General features: G+C 45.1%; 12 protein-coding genes and 1 pseudogene. 6 read left to right on the top strand and 7 right to left on the bottom strand.

All coding sequences use genetic code 11. The features are described from left to right. Positions 1 to 32: 32 nt before the first annotated feature. From ITG10_RS11410 to ITG10_RS11395, 4 genes are all read right to left on the bottom strand, one after another. Complete coding sequence (locus ITG10_RS11410; protein WP_017632217.1) at positions 33 to 1,913, bottom strand: RimK/LysX family protein; 1,881 nt, start codon at positions 1,911 to 1,913, stop codon at positions 33 to 35. A 303-nt stretch (positions 1,914 to 2,216) separates the two neighbouring features. Continuing rightward, positions 2,217 to 3,026, bottom strand: coding sequence for a M15 family metallopeptidase (locus ITG10_RS11405; protein WP_017632218.1), 810 nt, complete (start codon positions 3,024 to 3,026; stop codon positions 2,217 to 2,219). A 79-nt stretch (positions 3,027 to 3,105) separates the two neighbouring features. Further along, positions 3,106 to 3,834, bottom strand: coding sequence for a DUF429 domain-containing protein (locus tag ITG10_RS11400; RefSeq protein ID WP_017632219.1), 729 nt, complete (start codon positions 3,832 to 3,834; stop codon positions 3,106 to 3,108). 51 nt (positions 3,835 to 3,885) lie between these two features. Next, entirely contained in the window at positions 3,886 to 5,598 is a 1,713-nt protein-coding gene (locus tag ITG10_RS11395; RefSeq protein ID WP_017632220.1) for a class I SAM-dependent methyltransferase, read from the bottom strand. 292 nt (positions 5,599 to 5,890) lie between these two features. On the opposite strand from ITG10_RS11395, the gene ITG10_RS11390 reads away from it, so the two are divergent. The 4 genes and pseudogenes from ITG10_RS11390 (at position 5,891) to ITG10_RS11375 (ending at position 11,296) form a co-directional block, all read left to right on the top strand. Then, the gene (locus tag ITG10_RS11390; protein ID WP_017632221.1) at positions 5,891 to 6,835 is read left to right on the top strand and encodes a hypothetical protein; all 945 of its coding nucleotides are present in this window, start codon (positions 5,891 to 5,893) and stop codon (positions 6,833 to 6,835) included. Between the two features lie 191 nt (positions 6,836 to 7,026). After that, positions 7,027 to 7,794 (top strand): 1-acylglycerol-3-phosphate O-acyltransferase, encoded by a 768-nt coding sequence (locus ITG10_RS11385; RefSeq protein ID WP_248386399.1) that lies wholly within the window; start codon positions 7,027 to 7,029, stop codon positions 7,792 to 7,794. Positions 7,795 to 7,936: 142 nt separating this feature from the next. Then, positions 7,937 to 9,292, top strand: a pseudogene (locus ITG10_RS11380) (MBL fold metallo-hydrolase). A 456-nt stretch (positions 9,293 to 9,748) separates the two neighbouring features. Beyond that, positions 9,749 to 11,296, top strand: coding sequence for an alanine/glycine:cation symporter family protein (locus tag ITG10_RS11375; RefSeq protein ID WP_017629963.1), 1,548 nt, complete (start codon positions 9,749 to 9,751; stop codon positions 11,294 to 11,296). A gap of 119 nt (positions 11,297 to 11,415) precedes the next feature. On the opposite strand, the gene ITG10_RS11370 is transcribed toward ITG10_RS11375, so the two are convergent. Continuing rightward, on the bottom strand, positions 11,416 to 12,009 hold the full coding sequence (locus tag ITG10_RS11370) for a GPR1/FUN34/YaaH family transporter (protein ID WP_004737553.1): 594 nt from the start codon (positions 12,007 to 12,009) through the stop codon (positions 11,416 to 11,418). Positions 12,010 to 12,696: 687 nt separating this feature from the next. On the opposite strand from ITG10_RS11370, the gene ITG10_RS11365 reads away from it, so the two are divergent. Next, on the top strand, positions 12,697 to 13,035 hold the full coding sequence (locus ITG10_RS11365; RefSeq protein WP_248386398.1) for a transposase: 339 nt from the start codon (positions 12,697 to 12,699) through the stop codon (positions 13,033 to 13,035). A 57-nt stretch (positions 13,036 to 13,092) separates the two neighbouring features. Further along, positions 13,093 to 13,485, top strand: coding sequence for a transposase (locus ITG10_RS11360; RefSeq protein WP_348983555.1), 393 nt, complete (start codon positions 13,093 to 13,095; stop codon positions 13,483 to 13,485). A 478-nt stretch (positions 13,486 to 13,963) separates the two neighbouring features. Here the strand turns inward: ITG10_RS11360 and ITG10_RS11355 are convergent, their stop codons facing one another. Beyond that, on the bottom strand, positions 13,964 to 15,514 hold the full coding sequence (locus ITG10_RS11355; protein ID WP_017629840.1) for a Na+/H+ antiporter NhaC family protein: 1,551 nt from the start codon (positions 15,512 to 15,514) through the stop codon (positions 13,964 to 13,966). A gap of 222 nt (positions 15,515 to 15,736) precedes the next feature. Continuing rightward, positions 15,737 to 17,464, bottom strand: coding sequence for a chitinase (locus tag ITG10_RS11350; RefSeq protein WP_017629841.1), 1,728 nt, complete (start codon positions 17,462 to 17,464; stop codon positions 15,737 to 15,739). Positions 17,465 to 17,680: the final 216 nt, after the last annotated feature.

The raw sequence follows: 17,680 nt of genomic DNA, 5'->3' as shown, positions 1-17,680 counted from the left end.
ACAACAGCAACTGTTGTGCTCAAAGAAAAACTTTACTCCATTTTCCCTAATACGTAATCTTCATCGCTACTTACTACCGCGCCGTGCTTCAGGAAGTTCTTACCCAGAATCATGCTGTACTCGAAGCGTGAACGATCTTGAAGGTTAACTCTCACCTTCTTCTCTAGGTCGCCTAGCTTAACGTTCATTTCGACGACAGGGCGAATGTTCACCTTTTCGCCTTTCTTCGCTTTAATACGCATCACATCAATCACTGGCTTGGTAAACTCTTGTTTATCGCCTTGATTGTTTTGATAAGTAAAGGTCACCATGTCTTGGCCATCTTTCTTGAATCGCTTGATGTTCACCGCGTTCATAGAGCTAACGTCAGCACCGGTATCTAGCTTGGCAGGGAATGTCATGCCGTTCACTTCAACCACTTCAATGTGCCCGACTTTAAACAAAGGCTCGGCTTTCAATAGATAATCAGAACGCGTGTTCACGTAAACACCCTCTTTCGCCATCTTCTTACCAAGGATGAAGTAGGCCTCTTTTTCATTGCTGTCTAACACATCAATCGCGAAGTCTTGTTGGCGAACTTTGCCAGAAACCGAGAACTCACCGCTTACAACCGGGCGAGTATCTTCCCCTACTTTCAGCTTTTTAATAATTGGCTTGGTCACCTTCTGCTTTTCGCCATTGACGTCAGTTAGGTAGAACTCAACAGATTCATCTTTGCCCTTGCCAATAATCTCAAAACTATCGACCTTCAACAGAGGTGTATTTACCGTGAAAGAAGCCACAGCCTTAAGTGGGAAGTTGTCGATGGTAATATCTTCTTCCGGCGAAATGATCAACGGTTCACTGGCCTCAGCCACATCACTAAAGCTCTCTGAGCCTTCTGAAAGAATATTCTCAGCATTGGTATCAATCATGAAGAGTTCGCTGGCGGTGTTGGTTCCCAACCTAAGCTGTGAGCTACTGCTTGAACGGTCACGTAAGTACACGAGAACATCTTTAGTCGTATTCTCATCAAGTTGAACAGGTACATACACTAATGGTCTCTTGTTTCCACTTACGCTTAACATGCGCACCAATGGCAATGTCATCTCTTTCTGCTTGCCATCGTTATCGAACATATCAAACGTCACTTCGTTGTTCTTTTTGTCTACGTCGATATTTTTTGCATGCAAAATACTGTAGCGGTTCTTTAAAGAGAAAGTCGCGTTCATCGCCATACCCGAGATAGACACTACCTCTTTACGGCCAACCACTGTTGCGTTCTCTTGCTCTTGCAAATAGTCGTAGCCAGCAAACACTAACGCGTTATCTGCAAGGAAGGTTTTGCCGATCAATACAGGCGCAGAGAAGTGGCTTCTGTCTGTCAGGTTAACGTCGGTTTTTAGCTCTTGGTCTGCAATGGTCAGAGACATTTTAATCGTCGGGCGAAGCAAAGGCGTGCTGCTGGTACGGCTGCGAATCATGCTGACACGCTCTAATGGCGCCTCAATCAATACCATCTCACCCGTACGTGGGTTTTGAACCTTGAAAGAGACCACCGCTTCATATTTTGCAAAGGTGCTGCCTTCCCAATCATCGTAATCAACATCGCTATTGTTCAACACATCTTCGGTTAACGCCGCCATCAACTCTTTGTCTTTAAGATTCTTATAATTGGCATTCGTGCTCTTCACATGAATGTCTTCCGCATGCATAGAGGTGGTTTCTGCACCGGTGTCGATTTTGCCAATGAAAGGAACGTCTTTTAGCCCTTGAACGCTCGATAGGTACACATTCTCAGTGCGGCCTAATACCGCCTTACCATCGAGTTCATAAGTCGGATTTTGCGTGGTGTGTGAAGTATCTGTAGCCAAAGAATATTGTGAAAAAAGTAGAGTGCTTAAAAGAGTTAGAGCCAAAGGTATCTTTTTCATTAGTTGGTCCGTTGTGATCAGTTCACTAATAATACTGGCGAATAGGCAAGAAGTTCCCCACCAGCGATGGTTCTCACATAACGTTTACGCTATGACTTTTTCAATGACAAACCGATGACTTTGCGCTGCATTCGCTTATCGATTATTGACTAATGGATACCCAATAACCTTTCAATACTCGGCGTTCTATTGAAGAAATGAATACAAAAAAGACCAACGACGAGCGCTGACCTTAGCTATTCAAAACACACCTGAAGCGAGTTTAACTTGCTAAAACACAAACGGTTCTAGATAAACATAGCACTAAAAAGTCCCGACCGTTTTCTTTGCACAGACAGCACGAGCTTTTTCTGCACCCTCACCTTTATTTTTATTAAAACATTGGCGGTAAGATTCGACGTATCGCTCAAATAGTACTTTGGCTTCAGGTTGTGGTTTAGAGAGCAGTTGATTAACGAACTTTCTCGAACCGACCTCGAAATGCTGAGTATCGATTGGGGTATTCCAGTCTCCTCCCCAGATCATGAAACCATGATGTGCAAAAAGCTCGACCACATCTTCCGCCATGCCTCGGCGCTCAATGTCATTGCGAGCACGAAAGCGAGTTCTGTTTACATAGCTGGTTGCCGATTGTGGTGGCTTGACCGTAATGGTCCCGTTGCTATCGAACGCTAAGAAAGGGTTTTGAACTGGATTGATGTCGATTGCCACACCGTAAGCATGCTTCGACCAACCTCCTCCGCCTGTGATAGGCCGAGCATTAAACGCACTGCTGTTGTTCGCTTCCATCGAGGCGTTATCATCACCGTTGAACTCTCGCATTAGGCGCGCAGAATGCAGTGGGAAGTTACGCTGTTTGAGTTCTAAAAAGATTTGTTCAACAGAAGGGGCGATAACATCAAGCACGATCATGCTCCCCTGTTGCGTTTCGCCCTTAAAGTTAACGAAATCAAAGTCCACTTTGGATAGTCGGTCACAGCCAACAGGCGCTCCACTATTCAATACCTTGTTCTTTTTCATCATGTCGCATTGCCACTGAGAAACAGGCGCAACTTGGCCGTAACTCGCCGCACTGATCAAGGTTGCCAGCAAACCAACAATTAAACGTTTCATATCAAGGCTCAAAAACAGTAAGAGTAAAAAAACAAGAGATGGAAAGTAACACACTCAACCTAACAGAGCGCATACTTTGCTAATGCATTTTCTTCCAATAAACGATTTCGCGAATTCGACCATTCTGATCCTTATCAGCTTTTCCGCCAATCTCAGTAAGTTCAGGCAAGCACGACAATATTGGAGCGTGATACGCAATCAACATCAATATGAATGCGTCATAAATATCATCTATCGCGACATCTTTACGCTTGGTGTTTGAGATAGCTAACGCCACAACCTCACCCCATTGCGGGGCGAGTTGCTGAATAATCGAAAGCCTTTCCTCTTTGCCCTCTTGAGTTCGCTTAGAAAACGTAAGCGGTTCCCCTTTCAAGGCCGCGAACACCACCTCAGGGTGGGACTCTCTGATCGATAAGTTCGGGTGATCGTCGATGAGTTTATCTAGCTCTCGGATTTTAGGAACAATCCCCCAAGTTTGCTTAGAGAACTTCTTACCAAGCCGCTGCACATTGGCATTACACGCCGCAATGTAATCGGTTTGGTAAACCGCCTCGCGACACGGCACAGGAAACACCGAAGAACCGCGTTTGCTGGTTAGAAAACGCCTTGCTGCTTTGTCGCATAAACGATCTGGAGTTTGCGCGTCACTGAAACCAATCGGCATATCAATAAGTGCCGTAGAACCGACAAGATCACTCGCTAGCTCATCAAGCGCCTTTACCACTTTAAACACAGGGGCCTGATTATCAGAGACAATCCAAGCGATCCATCCCGCCTTACAGCCATCAATTCCGATGTATTTCATTGTTTACTCTACCGTTGTTTAAAGGATTAAATTTGCGGGTAAACCTGGCGCTCAATGCCACTCATTGATTAACAGTCGACTTTTCACACCACGTACCTGCAGACCCATTGCGTCAAACACCTCTTCGAAATCTCGACACTGTGGTGGAATATTGGGTAAAGAAAGTGCTGCTTCAGAAAAGAACTGCTGTTCAAAATGAGCCGAATCACTCCACGCCAATTGCCACCATTCGAGAATACGAGGTTTAGACGCGCGAAGTTTTTCAGCGGTAGGCACTTTGTCACTTTTGCTTAAGTTCTCTTTGCTTGTGGTTGGAAAAAGGTTCCACTTATCGTTATTCGGCCAGTGAGCAAAAGGCAGGCAATGATCAACGTGATACTCATTTTTAAACGACTTTCCACTCCAAACGCTGACAATGTCTGCATGTTCGGCTCTAAGTTGCTCAACTCTTTTGCGTACGTCACGAGTATCGTGGTTTCGGTCAATCCAGACTAAGCAGTCATGATAGGTCTGTAGTGAAATGTTGCGCTGTCGATTTAACTCAAAACGCTGCATCTCCATCACCCATTGATTCACGACTAACGGCTCAATCCAAGAGTGATAGATTCTGAAACATTCCCATAAGCTTTCATCCAGTGTGAAGTAACCAAAGCTTGCTAAGAACTCGCTGTCGATAACTAGTGATTCTCGACTCTTTCGTCGCTGTTGAGGTGGGAGTATCTCAAACAACTTATTCTCTTTGGAACCTTGATAAATAAAGGTCACTGGGCCCGATTTAATGGTGCTGATCGTCTGTGAAAACAACTTCTGCAGTGCTTTGGCTTCATCACCAATAAACAGCGTGCCTATCGCTAAATCATCAGCACTGAGATGCTTTAGCTTGTTCCAGCCATCGTCTTTTACAAAGCCTAGGCCTTTACTCGTGTTGCTATTTTGCTGAATCCCAACGCCTTCTATATCGATATCAATTAGACGCTTAAATTGCCTAACCCAATACAGAGCAACCAAGCCCACTGGTAGAGATATTTTGCCATCGGTTCGATCAATCACAGCACCTGAATGGGCATCTGCGATTCGTAGTAAGGTTCTTAACAATGCCAATTTGTACGTGGCCGACTTATTGTCATTCACAATAATGTGGCGCACCTTGTTTAAGTCACCCGAACCATCATCTTGCAACGTCATCACTACGGTTTGCCACCAAACCTCACTGCGCTTCAATGTGTCTTGGCTGTCATCAACATGACGCACCAATAAAGCACTGTTCTTCGATAAACGCTCAAGCTCTTCAACCGAGACCTCATAGCCCTCTCGGTCGTCATGAAACTCTCCGTGACGTAGCGTAATCACCAACTTGCCATTTGGAGCGAGTAAGTTAGATAACTTTCTGAATGCTCGCTCTCGATATGATGGTGCAAGGTGCATCCACACCGCACTCACCAGTATCAGGTCAAAACGCATTCCGAGGTTTTCAGTACGGCTCAATGATGGGAGTGAATCATCTAACCATGTAACACTTGGCCCAGTATATTCAGAGCCTTGCTCACGTAATGACACACTAGGTTCTATCGCGATGACTTCAGCGCCAGCCTTTTGCATCCATAACGCATCACGACCACTTCCCGCCCCCACATCTAGCACCTTATCGCCCTCTAAAGGCCAATAGGCTTGCCAACTTTTATGCACTGCTTCGAAATCCACAGAGTTGTACTGCTGACATAGTGTGTGAGCATTTTTATCGTAAAAAGGAATCGATGAGGACATATGCGCTAATGGAGTAAGGAGACTAACCCTATAGTAATAGTGACCTTACAGGATTACTAGCGGCACATATCGGTTCAGCCACTCACATCAACATTCACTATTAGTGGCTGTTTTATATCAACATATCTCTACCTAACCATCCCCGAGATAAGTACCTAAAACCAAGTACCAAAAACCAAAAACCATGTTCAAAGGAAAAGTGAAACAAACCAGGTGCAAGGCGACACTCGAACAGAGATAATTACTTTTACAATAATACCCCTAACCTCAATACCCAGCCGATAGACGTTCAATGACTCAATACTTATACATAGACATCCCATTCAACCTACGCCACACCTGTTGGTTTTGTGGTGAACCTTCTAATCACAGCGTTGAGTTTCCTAAAACCGCTTCGCTTTTTGCCAAGGTTGGTCATGCACCGATAGCATTACCAGCGTGTAAAGAGTGCGCGAGTGTGAAATATGCGAAAGACCTAACTTCGATTTGGGCGGTGCGCGACCAGATAAAGCATGCGCTCATTGATAAGTATGCCAAGCACCTAGGTATTGGTGAGAACTGGACTGAGCAAGAGCTGATAGACAGCGAGTTTACAGGCTCGACACTTGGCGGCTTTGGGCGCAGCGCTTGGAAGATGTATCAAATCGCCAAGCAACGAGTCGAGTATCAAGGCTGGCCTTTGTCGGTTGATACCACCGCCATTGAGGCATATGACGAAACCAGTGGCTTTGAATTTGAAGGCACTCGTTATGCTTCAATCCACTCTTGTATCGACTATTTCACCAAGGCTGCAGGCGTAGACAAAGAACTGCTATCGGAGCTGGTCAATATTATTTCATCAGAAAGGTTTAGCTACGCACTGAGAATTGCGAAGCTGAATAAGAATGTCTCTAATACCAAGCGCTTGGCGATCATCGACGAGGTGTTGCAGCAAGAGTCTGAACAACAAGAGATTTTGCTGGAACAGGCTAATGCGATGTTCAATCCAGATATCGAAGAAGTCTCGGTTGCAGGTTCAACAGCTCCAGTGTTTGCGATTCAATGGGCAATCGTAAACAAGGTGGAAGACTTAGCTCTCCTATGTGCGCTTGAAGATGACTATTTTGACTATTTCGAGCACCTTGGTGGCCCTGCGGCTTTCATGTCTTATAATGGTCTGCAACTCTATTTAGAGGCGCGCCAAGATCCTGAATGGGTAGAACAATCCGACCCAAATAAACAGTTTTGGTTACCATGAACCATTACTGGTGAACACGTGTAAGCTCGATATGCGCGTCTAATACCTATTGTTAGTCATTGTTTTATATAAAGATCTAAAAAAAGGCCTCTAGCACAGTTAATTGTTGCAATTCGGTTAAATAGAGTGAAAACTTCAACTATCTAAAACTATTTAATCGCTGCCTCCTTGCAGTGAGTAAGGAGTGAGTTGTGCTTGCTGTTCTTCGTATTATCTTGGCTACGGTGTTTATTATTTTCACCACTCTATGTGCTTTTGTTTACTGCTTGTTTAGCCCCAAGAACCCTAAGCATGTGTACGTTTTCTGTCGCTGGTTCAATCAACTACAAAAGATAGTTGGTGTAAAACTGGTTCAGCGCGGCCTAGAGAATGCGCCAACACCAGAAAAAAGCGTGTATATCTCTAACCACCAAAGCATATTGGACTTTGTCACCGACCCTGGAATGCTAAGACCACGCACCGTTTCTTTAGGAAAGCGCGATTTGTTAGTGGTGCCGTTTTTTGGGCTTCTGTATTGGATCACGGGGAACATTTTGATCAACCGTGAAGACAAGTCGAAAGCGCGCGATACCATTAAACAAGTGGCAGAAGCGATTCATCAACGAGATCTGTCTGTGTGGGTTTACCCTGAAGGAACTCGTAGTAAAGGCCGCGGGCTATTGCCTTTCAAAACGGGCGCTTTCCGAATGGCAATTGAGGCAGGTGTGCCTATCACCCCTATGTGCACGAGCACCACTCACAACAAAATCGACTTTAACCGATTAAACAACGGCATTGTGATTACCGAGATGCTTGAACCTATTGATGTATCTGACTACAAGCTGAGTGAAGCAAGAGAACTGGCGAATCACTGCCATACTTTAATGGCTGAGAAGATTGCGGAGCTTGATGTCGAAGTTGCTAGATTGGAATCACAGCAAAACCCAGAGCTTGATTCTGATCGTTCTTCTACGAGCTAACTCGCAGCGAAAACATTGAGTTATCGCTCAGTTACCCAAAAAGAGACCTTACGATCGCAACTCTCATTGTTCTTGTTTTACTTGCCGACGGTTATCCGCAAAATAAAACGCGGGATACGGCAAAGAACAATGGGAGTAAACGATGGAAGTGATTCACCATGGCGGTAAACATACGGTCACAGGATCTTGTCACGAGCTAAGAGATTCCGGCCAAGCCGTACTTATCGATTGTGGCTTATTTCAAGGTAAAGAGGTTCAAGGTAGAGACAGTCGCCCTCTTGATATCGATTTCGAAACATCCCACCTCAATGCCCTACTGTTAACTCATACTCACATAGACCATATCGGGCGACTGCCTTGGTTGCTTGCCACCGGGTTCAACCAACCGATTTATTGCACTCAAGCCACCGCTGAACTTGCCCCTTTAATGATTGAAGATGGCTTAAAGCTGCAAGGACTAAGCCATAAACAAGCAAAGCTAATACTGAAAAAGCTCCACTCATTGATTGTTCCCAAGCCTTATGGAGAGTGGTTTCCTATCGCTGCCAAACAGCAAAATAACGGAAAGGATCATAGTAGGCCAAATACTCTGTATGTTCGTTTTCAACCTGCTGGGCATATCTTAGGCTCTGCCTATATCGAGATAAAGTTACCTAATTAGCAAGTGGTGGTGTTTTCTGGGGACTTAGGGCCAAGTAATACACCGTTACTGCCTGACCCTATGCCTCCTCAAAAGGCCGACTACCTGTTTATCGAATCGACCTATGGCACTAGCATCCACGATGATATTGCGACACGAGCCGAGCGCCTTAAAGCGATCATCGATCGTTCGCTACTCGATGGTGGTGTCATCTTGATCCCGGCATTCAGTATTGGCCGCACACAAGAACTCCTGTTTGATATTGAGCAATTGATCTTTGAGCATCAACTCAGTGCCAACATTCCTATCATTCTTGATTCACCGATGGCTCTGAAAGTCACCCGATCTTATCGGCGCTTTAAGGAACTCTGGGGCCAAGAGGCAAAACAACGGCTTGAACTGAAACGTCATCCACTGGCATTTGAGCAATGCATAACTGTCGACGGGCATAGGATGCATAAGAAAATCGTCAATAGACTGCGTTCAACTGGTGAGCCTGCCATTGTGGTCGCGGCTTCCGGTATGTGTCAGGGAGGCAGAATCATGAACTACTTATCCGCCTTACTGCCAGATAAACGAACCGATGTGATTTTAGCGGGCTACCAAGCGCACGGCACGCTAGGGAGAGAGCTTCAACAAGGTGAAATGCAGGTATCAATCGACAACAAACAAGTGGAGGTGAATGCTCAAATTCATGGCATGTCTGGCTACTCTGCTCACGCCGACCAAGAAGATCTCAAGCGCTTTATTGCTGGCATTCCTGTGGTACCCAAAGAAGTACATTTGATTCATGGCGAACCAGATACCCAGTCTGAATTCGCTCAAGAGTTGGTAAAACAGGGATTCAATGTTGTTTAAAACAGGCTTTTAACTGGGCACAGCTGCGGATGTCGCGTGCCCTCTTGCTATATCCTTCCTTTAAAGAAGACCTCCTCTTAAAGCTACCAGAACTCTAAATGGAGGTGATATATTCTAACCTACTTATAACATCCACCTAGTTACAGCCATTACTTCCAATCGGCTAAATGAGCAATTTTCGGTCTCTGCCCATTCTTTATCCTTCAAGCAATTCACACTTTTGTATTAATCACTATTTATGCACTTTGCAAAACCCAACCAAAAGCAACCAGTTGCATTTAATTTTAAATAGAACAATTATCGAAATAGCACTAAGCGTTAACAATTCGCTCCCATAACATGCTTTATGTCACAGTAATCCGAATGCGCAGTTAAATAATTTAACACTCAGGTTACAAGTGAAGTATTGTGTTGTTCGAAAAACAATCACAAGTAAAACTAACAGGGAAAATACTCATGCAGTCATTCGTTGATTTTTTGAATGGAATAATCTGGAGTCCAGTACTTATCTATCTATGTTTAGGTGCTGGTTTGTTCTACTCGGTCATGACTCGATTTGTACAAATTCGTCACTTTTTTGAAATGTGGCGTTTGTTACTATCTGGTAAAAGTTCGAATAAAGGTATCTCATCTTTCCAAGCACTTGCTGTTTCGCTATCTGGCCGTGTAGGTACAGGTAACATTGCAGGTGTTGCTGCTGCTATCGGTTTCGGTGGCCCTGGTGCAGTATTCTGGATGTGGGTTGTAGCCTTCTTTGGTGCAGCAACTGCGTTTGCAGAATCTACGCTAGCGCAAATCTACAAAGAAGAAGACGAAGGCCAGTTCCGTGGTGGTCCGGCTTACTACATCGAAAAAGCGATGGGTCAGAAGTGGTACGCATGGATCTTTGCAATCGCGACGATTTTTGCTTGTGGTATTTTACTTCCAGGTGTTCAGTCAAACAGTATCGGTAACGCTGTAGAAGCTGCATTTGGCTCAGGTGCAATGATCGAAACAGCTGTCGGTACATTCAGTTTCGCTAAAATTTTCACTGGTACTGTTGTCGCTATCATCCTTGGTTTCATCATCTTCGGTGGTGTTAAACGTATTGCGAACTTCACGCAAATCGTTGTTCCATTCATGGCATTGGCTTACATCATCATCGCGTTCGTTATCATCCTACTAAACATCAGCCAAGTTCCTGTTGTGTTCTCTATGATTGTTGGTGATGCATTCACACCTATGGCAGGCTTCGGCGCTGCGATTGGTTGGGGTGTTAAACGTGGTGTTTACTCAAACGAAGCGGGTCAAGGTACTGGTCCTCACGCAGCTGCGGCAGCAAGTGTTGATCACCCAGCTCAGCAAGGTTTGGTTCAATCATTCTCTATCTACATCGATACACTGCTAGTTTGTTCTGCTACGGCGTTCATGATCATCATCACTGGTGCTTACAACGTTCACGGTGGCGCAGAAGGCGTATTCCTTGTACAAAACCTAGCAGCAAACGTTGGTGCAAACGGCCCTGTATTTACACAGCTAGCGATTGAAAGCGCACTACCAGGTGTTGGTAAGCCATTCATCGCATTTGCTCTGTTCTTCTTCGCATTTACAACGATTCTTGCTTACTACTACATTGCAGAAACGAATATTGCTTACCTACGTCGTACCATCAAGATCCCTGGCATGATGTTCGTACTTAAGCTTGTTCTTATCACTGCGGTTTTCTATGGCACAGTTAAAACAGCGAACCTTGCATGGGCAATGGGTGACGTTGGTGTTGGCTTGATGGCATGGTTAAACATCGTTGGTATTCTGATCATCTTCTTCATGTCTAAGCCTGCGCTTAAAGCTTTGGCTGACTACGAAGAGCAACAGAGTAAAGGCGTAACCGAGTACACGTTCAACCCTGTAAAACTAGGCATCAAAGGTGCAACTTACTGGGAAGAGAAGTACAAGCGTAAGACGGGTAAGTCGCCAGAAGCTGAAGTGGCAAATAGCAAGCCAGTAGAACAGCCTTCAGCGTAAGGCCTTCAATTACAGCTTTTGAACGATAAGTTGCTCTAGATTCTGTTTTTCTTTAGAGCAAATGCCAAAAAGGGTTAGCCATGGCTAACCCTTTTTTTATATTTCTAAGAAACGCGAGATTATGCAGCGATTTCTTGTGTTGCCATTTGAGGTGCTTTCTTCTCACCGATTGGCAGTACTGTGCGGCCGTATTCGTTGTTGATTACTTGTGCCATTGCGAAGTAAATAGCAGAAGCACCACAGAAGATGCCTTCGAAACCAGCGATAGTGCCGATCAATTGGCTACCTGTGAAATCACGAGCTGCAAGTAGGAAGAACAAGATAGTTAGTGAGCCGAATACTACTTGCTTCGCTACTGGGTAGCATAGAGAACCGATGAACATGAAGCCTGTGAAGATGCCCCATAGAAGTAGGTACCAACCCATGAATGCTGCTGGGCTTGCTGGTAGGCCCATGTAAGGCATTACGATTAGACCAACTAGAGACAACCAGAATAGGCCGTAAGAGGTAAATGCAGTTGTACCGAACGTGTCACCACGTTTGAAACACATTGTGCCAACGATAACTTGGCTTAAACCACCGTAAAAAATACCCATTGCAAGGATCATTGAATCTAGTGGAAAGAAACCTGCGTTGTGGATATTAAGAAGAATAGTGGTCATACCGAAACCCATTAAGCCTAACGGCGCTGGGTTAGCTAGTTTGGTCGACATTGCGAATTTACCTTTATCAAATAGGGGGTTAAAAAAAACCAATAAAAATTGTAAGAAAATTTTAATTGATAAATCGCTTTTGGGGTAATCCAGTTATCGAAAACTAAGGTTGTTGAAATGATCACATGGAAAATTAGTTTCATAACAAGCTGTATTGATTCACAGAAACTATCAATGAGCAGATTCCCTATCACGCTATAAAAAAGATGTGAGTAACGAGATGCGGGATGAGAAAAGCGTCTTTAGATTCAAGTAAGCGGGATACGAGGAGCAGGTCTCGATTGAATCGTCATTCCAGAATCGAGGAACGAGGTATCTGGAATCTCCTCTCAGATATAAACACTTTCGACACACTAGAGAGATTCCCTATCACGTTCAATGGTATGGACTCCCCACCTTAACTGACAGTGTCAGCTAAAGTTACAGGTGCGAACCAAAACAGGAGCCCATACTATGAATAAATTTAACACAATCTCGATTGATTTAGCCAAATCCGTCTTTCAAGTCGCGGTATTTAACCGCCATGGAAAGCGTAAGTTGAACCAAGCTATGTCTAAAAGAAAATGCTAACGGTCATCAGCCAACACCTGGCGCGACCATTTGCATAGAGGCCTGTGCGGCATCTCATTATTGGGGACGAACGTTTCAAAGCCGTGGTCATACCGTCAAAATGATACCTCCCAAAAAGTGAAGCCATATCGCTGTGGTAATAAGAACGATGCTAATGATGCTATCGCGATTTACGAAGCTTCCTTACGCTCCGATATTCATGCGGTACCAGTAAAAACACCTGAGCAGCAAGATATCGCTATGCTGCTGAGTTTAAGACAAAGCTATATAAAACAACGCACAGCAGTAAGTCTACGGATCCGTGGCTATGCAGCGGAATGTGGAATTACCTTCCCACAAGGAGCCAATAAACTGCGAGAACTGCTCCCTCTCGTTATCGAAGATGCAGAGAATGAATTAACACTGACAACTCGATTCGTTTCTCCGAGAATTACATGCTCAGCTACTAAGTCTTGATGAGCCTATCGAGAGAGTTGAATCGCAACTTATAGACTTTGCAAAGCAAATACCCGCTTGCCAGTTATTAATCACTTTACGAGGTGTACGTTGGGTGATTGCAAGTGCCATTTTTCCCGCCTAGGTGACGCTTCGGCCTATAGAAATGGGCGAGGGGCTAGTGCGAGCTTAGGTTTAGTTCCGGCTCATACTGGCAGTGGTGGTAAGAACAAAAACCACGGAATAAGTAAATCAGGTGATAAAACCTTACGCTCTCTTGTCGTTCATGGAGCAAGAGCAGTGGTAGCGAATATCCGAGATAAAGAAGATCGCTTAAGTTGCTGGATACGAAACTTGTTAGAAAGAAAGTCGTTTAACCAAGTAGTTGTCGCCCTTGCTAACAAAACGATCAGAATGGCTTGTGCCATGCTGAAGAGCAATCGGTCTTATAATGAAACGTTACTCGCTTAACAATTGATTTTATAAGGTTAAGGGAGACATCAATCCCCCATGTAAGCAAGTAAATTATGGTAAAGAGTGAGCATAGCAAGCAAGAGAAACTCTGAGAGGGACGAAGGTGATAATACACCACACGCTCGATAAGAACTTTTGCTGAGTGGATTAAGCCATAGAGGTTCGGGGTAGCTCCCCATAAAGAAACCGAATATACGTGCACTTGCGTACCTTTACTCGTTTCCTTGCAATACTAGGGGAGTCCATATACGTTCCTCACTGTAGGGAATGACGGTGGTGTATGTAGATGCGGGTAACGAGATGCGGGATGCGAACAGCGCGTTCAGGTTGAGTAAGCGAGAAAATAAATAGCAAACACGAGTAATAATAGGGCGATCTTTTCGTTACTCGATTACTCGCATCCCGTATCCCGTATCCCGTATCCCGTATCCCGTATCTAGTCTCTCGCTCCTCATCCCTCATTTGTCATCTTAAATTACGCTTGTTGAGCTTTAGAGTCAGACACTTGAGACTGAACTTCTGAAGTAGCGTTTTTACTCTCATCACGCTTGGCTAGCAGTGTTACCACAACCAACTGAGCAACAAGCGCACCTAACACAACCAACGAGCTGCCAGTAAAACCAGCCACTACAAAACTCACTAAAGCTATAGAGCCGTTCATCAATGCGTAAGGCAGCTGTGTCTTAAAGTGCTCAAACTGGTCACACCCGGCACCTGTCGAAGAGAGAATAGTGGTTTCAGAGATCGGTGAGCAGTGATCACCAAACAAGCCACCAGAAAGTACAGCGCCAATCGCTACCAGAAGCGGCGCATCAATCGCGATCGCGGTTGGGATAACCAATGGCATCATGATAGCGAAGGTTCCCCATGAAGAGCCCGTTGCGAATGAGATGATAGCCGACAGTAAAAAGGCTACGGCAGGCACTAACCAGTAAGGGAAACCGCTCTGCGCTTGCTCTGCAATATAAGCGGCCGCACCTAACTCTTTACCAATCGTGCTTAATGCCCACGCCAGTACCAAGATAATCGCTACTGGCATCATGTTACCCATGCCTTTTAGGTATACAGAAACACCATCCGACAGTTTTCTCACACCGTAGTAAGCCATCAACGAGATCAAGGTAATCGCAGCAAAGAAGTAAGCCGAAGATAAAGCCGCTCTGAATGAAGAGCCTGCAACCTTTTGGAATGGGAAGCCTTGTGGGACTAACATGGCACACAGTACCACCAACATCACTAACAACGGAGCCCAAACAAAAGAGGCCTTTGCATTTTTATGCGAGAACGGATTGAGTGATTCGCTATTCACGCCAGAGTTGATTCCCGCCTGGCAATCACGCTCGGCTTTTGCCATCGGGCCGAAATCTAAGCCTTTAAATGAAACCAAAGGAACGATGAAAATCGCTAGGAATGCGTAGAACTGAAAAGGAATCGCACCGATGAAGGCATCCCAGTCAGACATATTGACATTCAAGGCCGTGAACTCTTTTTGAATTAGGCTCATGATGTAAACGCCCCATCCAATGAAAGGAATCAGGATCGCAACTGGCGATGAGGTTGAATCAATAATGAATGCTAGCTTCTGTCTCGAAAGTTTCAGTTTATCGAAAAGAGGACGAAAAACAGGGCCAACGATTAAAGGAGTGCCTAAGTCTGAGAAAAATATAACGATTCCACCAAACCATGCAGAGATTTGAGCTTGGCATTTATTACTTACCCACTGGGTAACACGCTTGGCAAACGCAACGCCACCGCCCGATTTCTCCATCAAGGCAACAAAGCCTCCGATGAACACCAACAGCATAATCACGCCAGCGTTATAGCTGTCGGTAAGTTGAGGGACTAAGTAGCCTTTGACCATGGTTCCAAAGGTATCAAGAGGGTTTAGTTCACTAAACATTCCGGTGAGCATAGCCACACCACTGAGTAAGCCAGCAAAAAGGCCAATCACAACATTCCTTGTCGCCAACGACAACACCAAAGTAATCACAATGGGGATGAGTGACGTGATATCTGTCTGTTCCATAGGTAACCCTTAACCCTAAAATAAAGAATAAGTATAATTTAAAAGTGAATATAAATTCACAATAAACATTTGTACAGGACTTTATTCTCTAAATGAAAAATTAGCATTCAGCTAAGAAGTTTCGCGTTAGATCATCGAGGAGCGCAGAGCAGAAACGCAAAAGCCGAAAGCAATCACTTTCGGCTTTGATTTATCAGTTAAAACACTGAATTATATAATTAATTATTTACAACTGATTTCATCCCAGAACCAATTCGACTGAACAGGACTCTCCCAAACACCTGGACCATTTTTAGCCACGAAGCACTTGCCGTTATGTGTCACTTTGTCACCGTTACTTACTTGGCTAACGCCCGCTTCCCATGTGATAAACACCGATGGGTCAACAACAACAGGTGGCTCAGTTACTGGCGGCTCGGTAACAGGTGGCTCAGTTACTGGCGGCTCGGTAACAGGTGGTTCAACTGGTGTAGGGTCTACCGGAGCAGGATCAGTCATTACGGGTGGTGTTGGCTCACCCGCCACTAATTTCCAAGGGCCGCCATTGGCAGGGTCATCCCCTTGTGTCCACCATTTCGCTTCGTAGGTTGCACCGTTGTGGGTCACTTGATCACCAGCGTTGTAAACCTTAATCGCGTTCCAACCGTTGCCACCAGGATCGGTTCCTGGGTCTACCGGATCAAGCTTATCGACTACCTTTACTTCAGGCCAACTCGCATGAGAGCCATAGAAGTTGGTCACACACTTCTCGTAATCGCCCGACACTAGCGCGGAATAAGCCGTTTGGAACCCAACAAGCTCACATTCAAATGAATAGCCTTCAGGGCGATCTGCGTAGTATTTCCAGTTACCATCCCAGTTGGTGTACAGCACGTCAGTTGTGCCATTGAGGTTCAAGCTTCCGTAAGGTGTTTGCTGCCAACAGGTATTCGCTTCATCTGCCTCTACAGGAATTTCATAGTGCGCCGCTAGCCCTTCCCAGTAACGAATGCGGTTAACTGGTTGGCCTTTGTCTTTATTCTGTTCACCACACTCAATACCACCGTTGATCACGTTGATTGTGGTACCAAAGCCATAGCCAATACCCGCCTCCAGTTCACGTTGAGAAGGCGTCCATGTACGGTCGATAACATGCAGCATGGCAGGTTTAGGCGCTTGCGGTGTTAAGAAGAACCAGATAGCTGAAGCTAAGTTCAACCATGAATCAGCCACTAAGCCCGGATTATTCAATAGTACCGTCGCGTCACCATCGAACATCACCTCAGAGAAGGCACCGTAGTTAAAGTGGTAAGAAAGCTGTTTAGCACCACGACCGAAGTAGCCATGCCCCGCGGCACATGGCCAGCGTGCATTTTGCCAATCGTTCTGACCACAACCAGTGGTGTAGCCTTCTTGCCCTTCTGACCACCCCATTTCACGAACATGCACCAGCGCTTGCTGCCACTCTTCGAGAGCTAATGGGTTATCAGAGGTGTTATCTATCGCGATGTGACCGCCTGTTTCTTGAGAGAAATGAGCAAAAGCGGTGATTATGGATTTCTTACAGATGGCATCAGAATCACGGCCATCAGTGTACTCTCCACAGAACGCAGGGAATTTACCAATCGCAAGTAAGAAACGAGTGTAAGTGTATTCTGGTGCCGCCATCTGAGTAAGGAAATCCCATTCAGATTGAGGGAATACACGCTCAACCCGTTTTACGTTTTCAGGGTTGGAAGGTGAACCGGGTTCAATCGCTTCAACGATGGTGTTCGAACGAGTTTGTAGAGCCTGTGACCAGATCGCGTAAATAGGATCCGAGGTTTTTGCTTGTTCAGCGGCTTGTAATGCCGACTTTTCAACAAGGTAACCATTCGGGTTTTGCGGATCAGGTTGAATGTTCAAAGACGCATGACTTTGTGCTGCCAAAGTGCAGCCCAGTACTGTCGCCAAATATTTGATTTTTAACATGATGGATTCTCTTATCTGTCCTTAATAAGTCCATCAAAGAGTATGTGGCACGTGGGAAATAGCCTAGCTGTTGCGGTATGAATTTATAAAAAGTGCGAGTGATAGTTTTATGTATAGTTAAACGTAACAACACGTCTCATACTTTCTTGAGCTGATATCTAGTTTCCAACCGATTTGGTTTCTAGGTGTTGCTCACAGGCCTTTAATCCAATGGTT

Source organism: Vibrio sp. ED004 (assembly GCF_023206395.1).
Lineage (GTDB): Bacteria > Pseudomonadota > Gammaproteobacteria > Enterobacterales > Vibrionaceae > Vibrio.
This window is presented reverse-complemented; position numbering and strand designations above follow the sequence as displayed.

Bases quoted from the DNA above. Each gene is read 5' to 3' on its own strand.
- ITG10_RS11405 (WP_017632218.1), bottom strand. From the start codon at position 3,026: ATGAAACGTTTAATTGTTGGTTTGCTGGCAACCTTGATCAGTGCGGCG.
- ITG10_RS11390 (WP_017632221.1), top strand. From the start codon at position 5,891: ATGACTCAATACTTATACATAGACATCCCATTCAACCTACGCCACACC.
- ITG10_RS11400 (WP_017632219.1), bottom strand. From the start codon at position 3,834: ATGAAATACATCGGAATTGATGGCTGTAAGGCGGGATGGATCGCTTGG.
- ITG10_RS11395 (WP_017632220.1), bottom strand. From the start codon at position 5,598: ATGTCCTCATCGATTCCTTTTTACGATAAAAATGCTCACACACTATGT.
- ITG10_RS11370 (WP_004737553.1), bottom strand. From the start codon at position 12,009: ATGTCGACCAAACTAGCTAACCCAGCGCCGTTAGGCTTAATGGGTTTC.
- ITG10_RS11410 (WP_017632217.1), bottom strand. From the start codon at position 1,913: ATGAAAAAGATACCTTTGGCTCTAACTCTTTTAAGCACTCTACTTTTT.
- ITG10_RS11350 (WP_017629841.1), bottom strand. From the start codon at position 17,464: ATGTTAAAAATCAAATATTTGGCGACAGTACTGGGCTGCACTTTGGCA.
- ITG10_RS11355 (WP_017629840.1), bottom strand. From the start codon at position 15,514: ATGGAACAGACAGATATCACGTCACTCATCCCCATTGTGATTACTTTG.
- ITG10_RS11375 (WP_017629963.1), top strand. From the start codon at position 9,749: ATGCAGTCATTCGTTGATTTTTTGAATGGAATAATCTGGAGTCCAGTA.